Source organism: Corynebacterium sp. 045007, from assembly GCF_040743205.1.
GTDB lineage: Bacteria > Actinomycetota > Actinomycetes > Mycobacteriales > Mycobacteriaceae > Corynebacterium > Corynebacterium jeikeium_D.
This window is the reverse complement of the sequence record NZ_JBFLKW010000001.1, coordinates 31458-45263: the sequence shown is the minus strand read 5'-3', so window position 1 is coordinate 45263 and position 13806 is coordinate 31458. Positions and strand designations below refer to the sequence as shown.

The 13806-nt window shown below is 58.4% G+C and carries 14 protein-coding genes and 1 tRNA gene; 11 read left to right on the top strand and 4 right to left on the bottom strand.

The features are described 5' to 3' along the window. Positions 1-2: 2 nt before the first annotated feature. Entirely contained in the window at positions 3-1481 is a 1479-nt protein-coding gene (locus AB1Z34_RS00230; RefSeq protein WP_367157725.1) for a zinc-dependent metalloprotease, read from the bottom strand. Positions 1482-1620: 139 nt separating this feature from the next. On the opposite strand from AB1Z34_RS00230, the gene AB1Z34_RS00225 reads away from it, so the two are divergent. After that, the gene (locus tag AB1Z34_RS00225; protein WP_367157724.1) at positions 1621-2694 is read left to right on the top strand and encodes a PDZ domain-containing protein; all 1074 of its coding nucleotides are present in this window, start codon (positions 1621-1623) and stop codon (positions 2692-2694) included. Between the two features lie 38 nt (positions 2695-2732). Here AB1Z34_RS00225 and AB1Z34_RS00220 read toward each other — a convergent pair whose 3' ends face one another. The 3 genes from AB1Z34_RS00220 to AB1Z34_RS00210 form a co-directional block, all read right to left on the bottom strand. Then, positions 2733-4160 carry a sodium:alanine symporter family protein gene (locus AB1Z34_RS00220; RefSeq protein ID WP_048733326.1) on the bottom strand — a complete coding sequence of 476 codons (1428 nt, stop codon included), beginning with the start codon at positions 4158-4160 and terminating at the stop codon, positions 2733-2735. Positions 4161-4229: 69 nt separating this feature from the next. Next, positions 4230-4655: a CrcB family protein gene (locus AB1Z34_RS00215; RefSeq protein ID WP_367157723.1), complete on the bottom strand. Its 426-nt coding sequence runs from the start codon at positions 4653-4655 to the stop codon at positions 4230-4232. Beyond that, positions 4652-5071 carry a CrcB family protein gene (locus tag AB1Z34_RS00210; protein ID WP_224433822.1) on the bottom strand — a complete coding sequence of 140 codons (420 nt, stop codon included), beginning with the start codon at positions 5069-5071 and terminating at the stop codon, positions 4652-4654. The genes AB1Z34_RS00215 and AB1Z34_RS00210 overlap by 4 nt, the downstream gene beginning before the upstream one ends. 282 nt (positions 5072-5353) lie before the next feature. Between AB1Z34_RS00210 and pgm the strand changes: the two genes are divergently transcribed. The 10 genes from pgm (at position 5354) to AB1Z34_RS00160 (ending at position 13442) form a co-directional block, all read left to right on the top strand. After that, positions 5354-7009, top strand: a complete 1656-nt coding sequence (gene pgm, locus AB1Z34_RS00205; protein ID WP_367157722.1) for a phosphoglucomutase (alpha-D-glucose-1,6-bisphosphate-dependent) — start codon at positions 5354-5356, stop codon at positions 7007-7009. Between the two features lie 54 nt (positions 7010-7063). Next, on the top strand, positions 7064-7504 hold the full coding sequence (locus AB1Z34_RS00200; RefSeq protein ID WP_048733317.1) for a MauE/DoxX family redox-associated membrane protein: 441 nt from the start codon (positions 7064-7066) through the stop codon (positions 7502-7504). 144 nt (positions 7505-7648) lie between these two features. Then, positions 7649-8380, top strand: a complete 732-nt coding sequence (locus AB1Z34_RS00195) for a thioredoxin domain-containing protein (RefSeq protein ID WP_016422244.1) — start codon at positions 7649-7651, stop codon at positions 8378-8380. 175 nt (positions 8381-8555) lie between these two features. Next, positions 8556-8631: transfer RNA gene (locus AB1Z34_RS00190), tRNA-Ala, on the top strand. Between the two features lie 1018 nt (positions 8632-9649). Next, positions 9650-10063 (top strand): tyrosine-type recombinase/integrase, encoded by a 414-nt coding sequence (locus AB1Z34_RS00185; RefSeq protein ID WP_367157721.1) that lies wholly within the window; start codon positions 9650-9652, stop codon positions 10061-10063. Between the two features lie 4 nt (positions 10064-10067). Next, a complete protein-coding gene (locus AB1Z34_RS00180; protein ID WP_367157720.1) occupies positions 10068-10544 on the top strand; it encodes a hypothetical protein in 477 nt (158 codons plus the stop codon). Positions 10545-10846: 302 nt separating this feature from the next. Beyond that, complete coding sequence (locus AB1Z34_RS00175) at positions 10847-11101, top strand: helix-turn-helix domain-containing protein (RefSeq protein WP_367157719.1); 255 nt, start codon at positions 10847-10849, stop codon at positions 11099-11101. A 2-nt stretch (positions 11102-11103) separates the two neighbouring features. Continuing rightward, entirely contained in the window at positions 11104-11469 is a 366-nt protein-coding gene (locus AB1Z34_RS00170; protein ID WP_367157718.1) for a hypothetical protein, read from the top strand. Positions 11470-11472: 3 nt separating this feature from the next. Further along, a complete protein-coding gene (locus AB1Z34_RS00165) occupies positions 11473-12099 on the top strand; it encodes a hypothetical protein (protein WP_367157717.1) in 627 nt (208 codons plus the stop codon). Continuing rightward, positions 12099-13442 carry a hypothetical protein gene (locus tag AB1Z34_RS00160; protein WP_367157716.1) on the top strand — a complete coding sequence of 448 codons (1344 nt, stop codon included), beginning with the start codon at positions 12099-12101 and terminating at the stop codon, positions 13440-13442. Before AB1Z34_RS00165 ends, AB1Z34_RS00160 begins: the two co-directional genes overlap by 1 nt. Positions 13443-13806 lie beyond the last annotated feature (364 nt).

The window sequence follows — 13806 nt, the reverse complement described above, 5'->3', positions numbered from 1 at the left end:
CGCTACTTATCGTCGTCGGCGTCACTGTCGTTGCCCTCAGCCGCGCGCTTTTCGGCCTCTTTGCGCAGCTGCTCTTCAAGCTCTGCGATCGGGTCGAAGTCATCGTTTTCCGAGCCGCCAAGAACCGAATCAATAAAAGCCGCGGGTTCATCCAAATCCTCTGCCACGGGCAGGAAGTCCGGGTGATCCCAGACCTTGTCGCGTCGCTCGATGCCCACAGCGGTGGTCAGACGGTGCCACAAGTTGGTTGCCTCACGCACCTTGGGGGATCCGAGGTCAATGCCGGTGGCCTTCTCCAGCGCCTGTTCAGCACCTTCGGTGGCGCGGCGACGACGCCAGGCTTCATCCAGCTGTGCGGCACCCGATAGACGCTCACCGAGGGCATCGGTGACAACCATGTCCACCCATCCCTCGACCAGTGCTAGCAGCGTCTGGAAACGAGTACGAGCATTCTCGTTACGAGAACGAATCTTCGGGCTCAGATCCATATTCTGCAGCTCGCTCATAGCCTCCTGCATACGCTGCGGATCCTGCATGTTCTCAATATCCAGACCGCGGGCGGCCTCTTCAATCGCCGAGTAATCGATGACGATGCCGGCAGCGTACTCCTCGACAGAGGAAATCATGCGTTCAGCCAGCCATGGCACGCGGTCGAAGAGACGTTGGTGGGCAGCTTCGCGGGCAGTGGCGTAGATAAACAGATTGCGCGCTGGAACCTCGAGTTCCTCCGCGAGAGCGACGAGATGCGTTGGCAGCAGTACCGCCGCACCAGTGGTGTGTAGCGGCAGCCCGAGGTCAGAACCAGTCAGGCTCGTCTGTGCCAACTCCGCCAGCGCATTTCCTAGCTGAGTACCGAAACTCATCGAGTTCATCTGGCGCATGATGCCCAGCATCGGCCCCATCATCTCGCGAGCTTCCTCTGGAACACCCTCGAGGGAGGCATCACTCATGCGGCTGGCGACGGGATCGACAAGGCGAGTCCATGTCGACTTGGTGTTCTCCAACCACTGCAGGCTATTCCACGCTTCTACGCGGTTGACACCAGCCGGCAGGGAGGTGACATCATCTAGCCACAGTTCGGCCAGGCGCAAGGAGTCAGTCAGCGCTTCGCGGGCCGAGTCCTTCACCGGAGCCGGGTTACCAAGACGGGTCCGCGCAACGCGCTCGGCCGCATCGTAGTTGACAGGGCCAGAGTTAGACTCCTGGAATCGCTGCCCCATGCCGGAGAACATCTCGCCGAACTGGTTGAGAATATCGCCCAAGTTCGGCTGGTCCCCCTTGCCGGAGGCGCCGCTGCCGGGCTGCCCGGGGCCGCCGAAACCGAAGCCACCGGCGCCGCCCATGCCACCGAAGGGAAACCCGAAGAAACCGAAAGGACCGCCCTGGCCGCCCTGACCGCCCTGACCGGAGTCATTGTTGCCAGCGTCGTCGCGATCGTCATCATTGTCGTTCGGACCAAAGCCAAATCCGTTAGAACTCATGCTCCCACCGTACCGGGCAATGACCCGCGTGAGTACTTAAAAGCACCACTTTATTGGCAACTTCGCGCCCAGCGAACACACACGGACAAGATTCATCAGGTGTCCAGTAGGCAGATAGCGAGAATGTAGGGTGTTATTTGTGAATCGTCGTACCCAAACTCTTGTTGCGGGCGCTGTGCCCATCGCCGCGTTGGCAACTGTGCTCTCGCTGCCAACGCTGACAGTGCCCTATGCCGCGCAGGGGCCTGGCCCGGTCTTCGATGTCCTCAGCGATGTCGAGGGCAAGAGCATTATCTCGGTCAGTGGCAGTGCTGCGGACTCCGAACGCTCTAAGGGCACGCTGGATATGACAACCGTCGCAGTCAGACATAACCTGACATTGCCGCAGGTCATTGGCCTGTGGTTCGATCGTGACAACGATATCGTCCCTATTGAGGCGGTCTTCCCTCCGGGCCAGAGTCAGGACGAGGTGGAAGAGGAGAACAAGGCTGCATTCACCGAGTCGGAGGCCAACGCCACTTCCGCTGCGCTGGCACATCTCGGGTTGCCGATGGAAGTCACCGTCGCCTACACAGTGCCGGATAGTCCCGTCGATGGGCGACTGCATGAAGACGATGTGATTCTCGCCGTGGATGGGGTGGCCGTAAGCAAGCCCGAGCAAGTCAAGGCGATTATTGCCGGACGCAACCCGGCCGATACTGTCACGTTGAGGGTCAAGTCTGCGACCGTCGACAAGCAGAAGACTGCTAAGGGCGAGGACTCTGACCCCGAGAAAGCCGTCGATATTTCTGTGACACTGGCGGAAAATCCGCATCAGAAGAATGCCGCGCTGCTCGGCGTTGGGATGGGGGCGCAATCCGCGGACGACACCAAGGTTGAGTACCAGCTCAGCGGCATTGGAGGTCCGTCTGCGGGTCTCATGATGACGCTCGGAGTGATTGACAAGCTGAGTCCAGGCGATTTGACCGAGGGGCAGCACCTCGCTGGCACCGGCACTATTGACGCTGCCGGCAACGTGGGCGAAATCGGTGGCATTACACACAAAATCTCGGCCGCCCGAGATGAGGGCGCCGAGATGTTCTTCGTGCCAGAAGGCAATTGCGCAGAGGCTGTGACTGCCGACCGCGGCGATATGAAGTTGGTAAAGGTCTCTATGCTTGACGACGCGCTTGCGGCAATCGAAAAGCCGGAGACCGCGCAGACCTGCTCGTAGTTTTTGCCGTAGTCCCTACGAGCAGCTACTAGTTTCAGCTAGTTCTTGCTGAAGGCCTCGAAGTTTTGCTGAGACTGCCATTTATCAATCTCTGCAGCCGTTGCGCGCAACTGCGGGTCAAATTTGAGGTAGGCCTTTGTCTCGCGCGCAATGAGCCCGGACAGGACAATCAGACCGATGAGGTTCGGTAGCGCCATCAGACCGTTGAGAGCCGAGGCGACGGACCAGACGGTTTCCAGATGAGTAACAGCGCCGACGAAGACTACGCAGGTGAAGACCGCACGGTAGAGACCGGTGCCGCGGCGACCGACCAGGGACTCGAATGCGCGCTCACCGTAGTAGGACCAGCCCAGCATGGTGGAGAATGCGAAGAAGACAACCGACAGCGTGACGATTGTGCCACCCCAGTGGCCAGGCAGACCGCGGGAGAATGCCTCAGCAGTCAGAGCGCCAGTGTCGACGTTGCCATCCTGCCAAACACCGGTGCTGATGATAACCAGGCCGGTGAAGGACACGACGATGATGGTGTCAATGAAGGTCTGAGTCATGGAGACCAGACCCTGACGAACCGGGTGAGTGGTCGATGCGGCGGCAGCGGCGATAGCACCGGAACCCAGGCCCGACTCGTTGGAGAACAGGCCGCGGGCAACACCCATCTGCAGGGCGAGAATCAGCGTGGATCCTGCGAACCCACCAACGGCCGCGGTGCCGGTGAAAGCATCGGTGAAGATGAGCTTGAAGGTCTCGGGCAGCGCCGAGACATTGGCGACGAGCACCCACACGGCCGCACCGATGTAGAGCACAATCATCATCGGCACAAAGCCGGCGGTGATGCGGCCAATCGACTTAATGCCACCCATCAGCGCCGCACCTACCAGGATGAACATGATCATGCCGGAGAGCGTCGGATCGATGTCGAAGCTGTTTTCCAGGTTCGAGGCCACGGCGTTGCCCTGGGTCAGGTTGCCGATACCAAACGCTGCCAGCGCAGCGAAGACGGCGAAGAGAATGCCCAGCGTCTTACCAAAACCATTCGGGATGGCCTTGCGCAGGTAGTACTGCGGACCACCGGACTGTTCGCCAGCTGCATCGACCTGACGGTACTTCACGCCCAGGAATGCCTCGGAGTACTTCGATGCCATACCTAGCAGGCCGGTCACCCACATCCAGAACAGCGCACCGGGTCCACCCAGGCCGATCGCGGTAGCGACACCGACAATGTTGCCGACACCGACTGTTGCCGCGAGAGCCGTCGCAAGCGCCTGGTAGTTGGTGATATCTCCCTCGGCGTCTTCGTCGTTACGGTCGATGAGTCCGAGGCGCAGTGCCGGGCCGAGTTTGACCAGGTGAATTGCACCCAGGCGAATGGTCAAAATGATTCCGGTGCCGATCAGCGCGGGGATCAGGAGATACGGACTCCAAATAAAACTATCCGCCGCTGAGGCAAAATCGCTGAAGCTTTCCATGCTGTGGAACTTTACTGGTAGAAAGCCTAAATTCGATCATTAATTTCTCAGAAAATGATTATTGTGCTACTAATTCGCCACAAGTGGGGGTAAACACATTCCGACGAAAGCAAAAACTATTCCGCCAATCAGTGTGAGAGCAAGGTACCCACATGCCCTCCAAAAGTGTTGGTTCTTAAGGCGTACGATCTCTCCGGCGAGTGTGGACCACGTCGACAGGCCGCCGGCGAAGCCAATCATTACCGTCGCATAGGCCAGAGCAGGCGTCATGCCATTGCTTACCGACGTTCCCCGCGACCACACCACAGCAGCGACACCGGCGACGAAGCAGGCAATCATATTCGCGGTCCACGTTCCGGGCAGTTTGGAATCAGCCCACTTCACCGCAAGTTCGGCCAGCGCATAGCGCAGCGCTCCACCTACTGCCGCGCCAACTGCGATAGCGAGGATGGCAGAGAGTGCCGAGGAAAAAGAGCCGAGGAGATCGCCGGTCATTCCGCGACCTCCCGTGCGCACTTGGTGCCCAACCAGTAGGCGAGAGGGCAGCACAGCAGATGAATAAGTCCGACGCTCACAATCAGTACGACTGACGTGTCCGCTTGCACCAACAAGAGAATGACAAATGCGGAGAAAGTGGTGAAACCGCCACAAAAGCCAGTACCGCAGAAAGCGGAAAGCCGAGGATTAGCAAACGCGATACTGCTGACCAGGCCGAAGAGAAAGCAGCCCAACAAGTTGATGACAGTGGTCGAAACTGCGCTAGTTCCCGAGCTCACAATCGCATCGATTGCCGCGCCGAGCAGAAAGCGACTTACCGCGCCAATAGCGGCACCGCCGGCGACAACCAGGGCCATGAGAACCTGCGCCCGTCCTGCTGATGGCAGTTTCGCAACGACAGATTCCTCATTCACGGTGAAAACGCTAGCACAGTGGCGAAAGGGGAGGTAGGCGCCGACAATTCGGAATCTTTCACCAGGAGGTGTTCCCGTCGGCACGCGACAATCTACCTACTGCACCCTATTGCAGGGGCGAGTTTGCCTTACCGAGTGGTTCTTGCCATGCGCGCCGACCCTAAAACGGGGACACTGGGGAAGAGGAAGCGCATTTAAATCCGGTTTCCCCATTCCGGCCGGCTCGTCGGCGGTGAAATCGGTGGTTGCGCAGTTCGCCGATTCAGCAGGAGGATACCCACAATGGCTCATGAGCGCGCCGGGCAATTGGCCCAGCCATCCGACCTTATCGATGTCGCGGAACTGGTCACTGCTTACTACACAAAGCACCCGGACCCGAATAACCCCGACCAGAAGGTCGTCTTCGGTACTTCCGGTCACCGCGGTTCCTCCCTCGACGGCGCTTTCAACGAAGACCACATTCACGCCACCACTCAGGCCATCGTGGATTACCGCAAGGGCCAGGGCATTGAAGGCCCGCTCTACGTCGGTCGCGATACCCACGGCCTGTCCGAGCCGGCAATGATTTCCGCCCTCGAGGTGCTCACGGCCAACGGCATCACCGTGATGGTTGACGCTCAGGATCGCTACACGCCGACTCCGGCAGTCAGCCACGCGATTCTGACGTACAACCGCGACGTGGAGGGAGGTCCGACGGGGAGTAGCGCCGCGCGTGCCGACGGCATCGTGATTACCCCTTCCCACAATCCGCCACGGGATGGTGGTTTTAAGTACAACCCGCCGACCGGTGGTCCGGCGGACGCGGATGCGACGGACTGGATTGCAGCTCGTGCTAATGAATACTTGGCTAAGGGCCTGGATGGGGTTAAGCGCCAGCTGGTGGATAAGGCCGGAGACCTCGTCGTAAAGCACGACTACCTCAACGCATACGTGTCGGACCTGCCGAATGTTGTCAACCTCGACGCCATCCGTGATGCCGGCGTGCGTATCGGCGCCGACCCAATGGGTGGTGCGTCGGTGGATTACTGGGGCGCAATTGGCGATGCACATAACCTAAACCTGACCGTGGTCAATCCGCTGGTTGATGCGACCTGGCGTTTTATGACGCTGGATACAGACGGCAAGATTCGTATGGACTGCTCCTCGCCGAATGCGATGGCGTCCTTGATTGGTAACCGCGATAAGTTCGACATCTCCACCGGCAATGACGCGGACTCCGATCGCCACGGAATTGTCACACCAGACGCGGGTCTAATGAACCCGAACCACTACCTGGCCGTTGCCATTGACTACCTCTTCGCACACCGTCCGGGCTGGTCGCAGGAGACCGCGGTCGGTAAGACGCTGGTGTCTTCGTCGATGATTGACCGCGTCGTTGCCAATTTGGGCCGCAAGCTCGTGGAAGTTCCAGTCGGTTTCAAGTGGTTCGTCCCGGGTCTGCTCGGCGGCACCATCGGCTTCGGCGGTGAAGAATCCGCTGGTGCATCGTTCCTGCGTCACGACGGAACTGTGTGGTCTACCGATAAGGACGGCATCATCCTGGACCTCCTGGCCAGCGAGATCAAGGCCGTGACCGAGAAGACTCCATCGCAGCTCTACGCAGGACTCGCCGATAAGTACGGTGCCCCGGCTTACGCCCGCACCGATGCGGACGCAACCCGTGAGCAGAAGGCAATCCTGAAGAAGCTCTCGCCGGAGCAGGTCAAGGCCGACACCCTGGCAGGGGAGACCATTACAGCCAAACTGACTGAAGCACCGGGCAACGGCGCTGCGATTGGTGGCCTCAAGGTGGTTACGGAGAACGCTTGGTTCGCGGCACGTCCGTCGGGCACTGAAGATAAGTACAAGATCTACGCGGAGTCCTTCAAAGGCGCGGATCACCTGGCACAGGTTCAGGCTGAGGCACAGGACGTGGTTTCGGCAGTTCTGAACGGGTAATCGGTAACCATTGGGCTAGCTGTAAACAGTTAGCCTGTACTAACATTTCTGTGTATGAAGAATTTCGTAGGCGTGGTGGCACGATTCGGCCTGGCTGCAGTTTGGTTGTACTCGGGTCTTATCAAACTACTGAACCCGCTGGAATCGCGTCAGGCAGTTCAAGCTTATGAGCTGCTGCCGAGCGATTTGGTGCCGATGGTAGCGGTTGCGCTGCCCGCTTTCGAAGTTATCCTCGGACTCCTGCTGGTATTGGGGCTTTTCTTGCGCCCGGTAGCGGTGTTGTCTGGCGCGCTCTTGCTGGTGTTTATCGGCGGCATTATCTCGGCGTGGGCGCGCGGCCTGCAGATTGACTGCGGTTGCTTTGGTGGCGGTGGCTACGACGAGAACGCTGACGCGGTTTCATATCTAAAGTCAATCGCCCGAGACATCGGTTTTCTGGCCTTGGCTGTATTTGTGTACGTGTGGCCGTGGAAGAAGTTTGCCATTTACGCCTAGCCCGCTGGCTAGAGGGGAAGCCTAGGGGATAGGCCAGGGGAATGGGGCAAGGTGATGGGGCCTAGCGATGCGGCCTAACAACCATTTCCGTTTTCTCAGGCGCAATTGTGTCATTGGCAAGAAAACACCGCTATCGTAAGCGGTGTGAGTCAGAAGATTAAGAATCCAAATGAAAAGGGCAGTGGCTTCGTCGTCGGCCTGATTGCTCTTCTTGCTGTCGTTGCAGTTGTTATTGGTGGCGTTATCTACATCGGCCGGTCGCAGCCGATTGAGGGACTGCCAGATGAGGACGTCGACTTCTCCGTCGCACTCGACGGCGATGTCATCCGACTGAGCAAGGACGGCGCCGAAGGGGCTAAAACAGCCACGATTTTTGAGGACTTCTCGTGCCACTACTGTGCTCAGATGAGCGAAGAGGGCCACGATGATGAGCTCAAGGCGCTAAACGACGGCAAGCTTGTCGCTGAATACCGCACGCTGAACTTCCTGGATGGTCAGGAGAAGGAGCAGCGTGACGGTCACTCCACTCGCGTCTTCGCGGTTGCCCGCAAGATTGCTGAGACCGGTGATGCTCGCGCATATTGGAACTTCCGCACAATGATGATGGCTGACCAGCAGAACTCTGTCACGTGGAGCGATGATGAGTTGGCTGACCGTCTGGAGCAGCTCGGTGTTGCTGACGAAATTGTCAGCGAAGTCCGTTCCGGCATCGACACCACCGAGGCTAAGGCAAGCGCAAATGCCAACTTCGATGACCTTGAGAAGCGCTTGGGCAAGGTTTCCTCGCCGCACGTCTTTGTCGACGGCAAGGATATTCTGGAGAACATTTCCGGTGATGGCGGACTGGGGCAGTGGGTCAAGGTAGCCCTGCGCTAGGATCCGTGCACGCTCACACGATTCATCCTCGGTTCATGTTCGGCAGATCCACTCTGGGGCACTCGGCGAATACGTAAAAGAGTGTTCTACATGCGGATTTGGTGATACATGACAGTGCCATGTAGCCTTTGAGGAGTCCACAGCGGAGGGTGAAAGCCACTTCGATGTTGATTCTGGGGCTATGGCGCAGCTGGTAGCGCACCACACTGGCAGTGTGGGGGTCACGGGTTCGAGTCCCGTTAGCTCCACCAGTATGAAATCCCTCGGTCGTTATGACCGGGGGATTTCTTGTATCTACCCTGGTAGCGACTGGTTTCAGTCTACATGATTAATGTCCTGTTGTGGACTCGGATAGACTGGAATCTGGCACAAATCTGGCATATCTGGCACAAATCTGGCACGCCCGACATGACCACCACAGGCGGAAACAATGGCATTCGGCAGTATCCGAAAACTCAAGTCTGGAAGATTCCAGGCTCGCTACACCTACCGGGGGCAGGAGTGTAAAGCCCCGGACACTTTCAAAACCCGCGGCCTTGCTCAGGGCTGGCTCAATGAAGAAGAAAAGCTAATCAGTTTCAATGAGTGGACACCACCAGAGCAGCGCGCGGCGGAAGAGCAGCTAACGCAGCAGCGCCACGCCCTTACCGTGGAAGCATGGCTAGAGCAGTATCACGACGGCCTTACGGTCCGCGCGTCCACGCTGCAGATCTACCGGCGTACCGTCCGCAACCGCATTACCGACCCGCGACCACCTGGTGATGTGGACCCGGACATTACCCGGCTTGCCGGTATTCCCCTTGTGGAACTGACTAAAGCTGACATTTATTCGTGGTGGGACGGTATCGCCCGCGCTTATGACACCCCGGAAACTAACCACAAGGCCTATGTGCGGCTTAAAGCAGCGTGTGATGAAGCTCAGCGACGTGAGCTGATAGACCGTAGCCCGGTAGAGATCGCGGCGGCTAAACGGCGCAGGGAGCGGGAATTACCGTATCTGCCAACCACGGAAGAACTACATACCGTGGTGTCTGCAATGAAGCCGTCGTACAAGCTGCTAACCGTGCTGTGTCTGTTCCACGGCCTGCGTATCGGTGAAGCAATCGCCCTGGAGGTAGGCGATATTATTTGCGATGTACCGGTGCCGTATGCCCCCGGTACTCGATTCGGGTTAGGCAGAATGCCCAGCGGATTACACCGGACGGCGGTAGCACGTACATGCTGGTGCAAAAGCCTAAGAGTCAGGCGGGTAACAGGGAGGTCCCTTTTATGCCGTCAATGGTGCCGTTGTTGTGGGAGCACCTGGCTAAGCATGTTGCCCCGGACCCGGTGGCCCTTAATCTGGCTGATGAGCTCGGTGGTGGCACACGCCCGGCGCGATTGCTCACCACCACCGGGGCGGGCGAAATTGTTATGGACACGTCTTACCGGTCGGTGCTGGATCGTGCTACTAAGCGGGCGGGTGTGTCTGAGCGGATTAAACCGCATTCGGGGCGGCGCTGGTTGGTGACCCGGCTTGCGGAAGAGGGTGCGCATGTAAAAGAGATTGGCCGCATTCTCGGTGATGATGATTTGAGTGTGATTATGGGCATTTACATGCAGGTTCGGGCTGAGCGGACAACGGAGCTTATGGACGTGGTGGACGTGTCGGTTACGGCGGCGCGCCGGGCAGGGCAGGAGTAGGGGCATGGCAAAAAAGAAAAGTGAGCGGTGGCCGGTTGATATTCTCGGGCGGCCTGTCGTGCGTGTAGTGCATGACGGTTTTATTATGGGCGACCTAAGCGCGGTGCCACGCACTGCGATAGGTGCGCGGGGCCGCAATGCTGACGGCCGTTTTGTGCTAGTACACACTAAGGCAGACCAGGGCGCGCATATAGACGGAAGTTTTGAGCACGGCGTTCCCCGTCTCGTTGGTGGCAGTCGAAAAGTGACCGGGCGGGATATGCGTCGGCAAATCCGGCTGGAATACGGTCGCAATAAGGACAGCACGCAGGTGTACATAGTTTTCCCACGCCAGCCGTTAAAGCGGGGTGAGCGGCACAGGGGCGCGTTGCCAGAACTTAGGATTAAGCAAGAGACTTTAGCCCCGAAGATTGCAGCGTTACAGAAAAAGCGGGTGCTGATTGTTGAGTATGCGCACTTGCGTGCAGCGCTTTCAATGTAGTGGGCTCTAGCACCCAGGGGTGTGCTAAGGTCTCGAAGTAGGAGATGTAGCCGTTATCTCTAGCACCACTGAAAGAACGGTTCAAAACTTCATGGTGCGACGTTTGAGCGTGTAGTGACTGGGCTTCTTCCTTTTGGGAGGAGCGGCGCGCTCCCCAGTTCCGGGAATAGGTTAATAACGGTAGATGGTAAAGACTCCATTACCCCTAGCGTCGAAAGTAGGCGCTTTGTAGTACTTCCTCTGATTCGTCGGAGGGCTACTACTCGTGCCTAAAACAGGTGCGGGGGAGAGGGTTTTACCCAATGACAGGCGTAGCAACTCGCGCCACCACGAAAACCACCACCGCAGCCGCCCGCGGCAAGCAGCTTAAGCCCCGGCTTATGGGCAGTGTAAAAGACGCTGCAGACCGCTGGGCAATCAGCGAGAAAACTATCCGGCGCATGGTCAACGCCGGGGAGCTCGTCGGCTACTATCCGACACCCCGCACCCTGCGTGTGGACATGCTCGAGCTGGATACCCTCATGGAGTCCCGCGCCACCCGCAAGGTGGTGGCGTAACAATGACTACCAACTACACCCCAGCCGATTCACTTGCCTACCTCAAGGAAAACGGGCTAATCGACGCGGCCATAGAAGCGCTGTACACACTCGCAGACGATATGAGCGCGTCCGAACAGGCAGACCTTGCGGTAACTGTCCTGGAAACCCTGCAGAAGATTATCGCGTATGAAGTTCGGGTACACCGGCTTGATACAGCCACGCACTACAGCAATGACATTCCCCTGCGTGTCACCGGGCTAGAGCCGTATGAAGAAGTCGATACCGACGGCGTGCGGCATACAGGAGTACGCCCGTTCACCACCTGTATGCACCCCAGTGGTGCGGTAACCCACCCGGCTATCGACAACGGCGGGGAGGTGGCGTAACCCATGGCTGAAAAGAATATCCCCGCGCCGGGCCAGCACGGGGACAATCAAGCAAGTTTCTACCGCCATACTAACCCAGTAGGGCAGGGAACACCTAGCGTGTGGGAGTCCTTTGCGGTACAAACACTTGCCTATCTTGTCTCCAGCACGGCGGAAACAGTGCAGTACGCTATCGCCCGGCGCGGTTTAACCGTGCAGGCGTTTCCTCGGTTGTATCAACCGGCGTTTGAGGTGCTGCTAGGTGGTGTCCTGGAGCTGCTGGAGACTGGCCGGGGCCAGGAGACTGTGAACATTGTGCAGTTCGGGCAGCGCCTGCATGAGCGGCAAGGCTCGGTAAGCGTCCGGGTAATGCAGCGGATTACCGGAAGTGATTGCTACAGCGACGGCAAGGCACTGTGTTTCGCTGAGCTTGGGCTGATTAATGTTGCGGCCTGCCTGCTGGTTGAACAGTCTGGTTTTGCGTCCCTGGTGCAGGCTCAGGCGGGTATCCAACGCTGCTTAGATGAAGCAACTTTGGTCGGTACTGGTGAAGTGGTGGACCGTGTTCTGTATGCGCAGTCAGCGGGGCAACGCACGCTGATTAACGGGCAGCAGGTCCGGGCTTACTCTCCAGCTCAGGGGGTGGCCTAATGCCTAAGATGACTGCAAGCGACGTGAAGCAGACAATGCAGCGCGCGGAAGCAACCGCGGATAGGGTCGGTGCGGATATTCCGCTGGACTCGGTACTAACCGCACAAGAGTGGGAGCAGCTGCATAGGGACGTATTCGACGGCTCAGACACGCTCGAGCACCTACGGGATTACGCCCGGGCTCACTATGTGCCACCGGTTGCATTCCTGCTTGTGACGCTGACAAGGATTGCGGCGGCAAGCTACCCAACTACCGTTAACGCTGGGCTGGGGCCCACGCCACTTAACGCCTATCTTGTGTTGGTCGGTGATTCCGGTATGGGCAAGGACTCGGTAATCAGTCGGTCTACTAAGGCCTGCTCACTGATCCGCACCAGTTTCCCGGAAGTGCTGGAAGAGCGGCCGCTAGGCTCGGGTGAATCGCTGGTATCCGCGTTTGTGCCACCCGCGCCGGGCAAAGATGACCCGGCCCCTAAACCTAACCCCCGGGTGCTGTTTACGGAGACGGAAATCAGCAACGCCGAAGCCTTGATGAGGCGCGACGGTGCCACACTTAGGCAAAACCTGCTGAAGCTCTACAGCGGTAGCACTGTCGGTAATGCGACGAAAAACAGTGTGGACACCGTAGCCGGGGGCACGTATTCCACCGGGCTGATTATCGGAGCCCAGCGGGGCAGGGTAGGGGCGCTGCTGGATAACCCCGATGATGGATTGCCCCACCGGTTCATGTGGACGGAGTTGCTAGATCCGAACGTGCCTAGCCAGTTGCCTAAGGTTGGGCCAGAGTTGGACGCGGTGCAATTCCCTAAGGCGGGAACAGCGATTCAGGCATGCGGTAAGGCAAGTAGCCAGGTGAAGCAGCGCAGTAGGTTGCGGCTCACTAAGGGCTATACAGGCGGGCTTGACTCGCACCTGTTGTTAACTCGGGTGCGTGTCGCTGCACTGCTGGCAGTGTTTAGAGGGCACGCGGAAGAGCACGGCTTTACCGATGATGATTGGCGGCGCGCGGGCGCGCTCGTAGCGTACTCAAAGAAAGTACGTGAGTCCTGTAACGAACGCCTGCAGACCTCAGCCGTGGTCAAGCAAATGACGCGTGAAGAATCGGAGTACAGGGCTCGCATGAATCACGTGTGCCAAAAGGTCTATGAAGCGTTGAAAGACAGCGACCAGGCGCGCGTAAGCAGGATCACTAATGCTTGTCGTAGGTATCGGGACGACGCGAAAGAAATGGTCACTGAGCTGATCGACGCTAAGGCTATTCGCTACGTCGATAAGCAGTGTTGGGTTATCGGTAAGGGTGAAGCATGGCGGGAATTCACTACCTCACTTAGTACCCCGTCCTAACCGTCCTATCCGACCTAACCCCAGGTAGGCGGTGGTTTCCAGTGTCCTAACCACCGTCCTAACCCGTCCTAACCTAGGACACGAAGATAGGACACCATAGGACACCACATAGGACACCAAAAAACGCCCTGACCAGCACATAGGACACTTAGGTCACCTAGGACAGGGGGGTAAGAAAAAGGACGTCCTAGGCGAAAGGGAGCAGCCCGGCGCGCCGGGCGGTCCTGTGGTGAAAGACCCTGGGGGCGATACCCTCCGTGAAGCTGGTCCCGGCCCCGGTGGCGTAGGTGTGAGGGCCGGTTACAGGTCTGGAGTTATATGCCCCAGGGGGATAACCCCCGGCCCCAGGACACATGGCCCCCGG

Bases quoted from the DNA above. Each gene is read 5' to 3' on its own strand.
- AB1Z34_RS00160 (WP_367157716.1), top strand. From the start codon at position 12,099: ATGCCTAAGATGACTGCAAGCGACGTGAAGCAGACAATGCAGCGCGCG.
- AB1Z34_RS00220 (WP_048733326.1), bottom strand. From the start codon at position 4,160: ATGGAAAGCTTCAGCGATTTTGCCTCAGCGGCGGATAGTTTTATTTGG.
- AB1Z34_RS00175 (WP_367157719.1), top strand. From the start codon at position 10,847: ATGACAGGCGTAGCAACTCGCGCCACCACGAAAACCACCACCGCAGCC.
- pgm (WP_367157722.1), top strand. From the start codon at position 5,354: ATGGCTCATGAGCGCGCCGGGCAATTGGCCCAGCCATCCGACCTTATC.
- AB1Z34_RS00215 (WP_367157723.1), bottom strand. From the start codon at position 4,655: ATGACCGGCGATCTCCTCGGCTCTTTTTCCTCGGCACTCTCTGCCATC.
- AB1Z34_RS00230 (WP_367157725.1), bottom strand. From the start codon at position 1,481: ATGAGTTCTAACGGATTTGGCTTTGGTCCGAACGACAATGATGACGAT.
- AB1Z34_RS00180 (WP_367157720.1), top strand. From the start codon at position 10,068: ATGGCAAAAAAGAAAAGTGAGCGGTGGCCGGTTGATATTCTCGGGCGG.
- AB1Z34_RS00200 (WP_048733317.1), top strand. From the start codon at position 7,064: ATGAAGAATTTCGTAGGCGTGGTGGCACGATTCGGCCTGGCTGCAGTT.
- AB1Z34_RS00170 (WP_367157718.1), top strand. From the start codon at position 11,104: ATGACTACCAACTACACCCCAGCCGATTCACTTGCCTACCTCAAGGAA.
- AB1Z34_RS00185 (WP_367157721.1), top strand. From the start codon at position 9,650: ATGCCGTCAATGGTGCCGTTGTTGTGGGAGCACCTGGCTAAGCATGTT.
- AB1Z34_RS00165 (WP_367157717.1), top strand. From the start codon at position 11,473: ATGGCTGAAAAGAATATCCCCGCGCCGGGCCAGCACGGGGACAATCAA.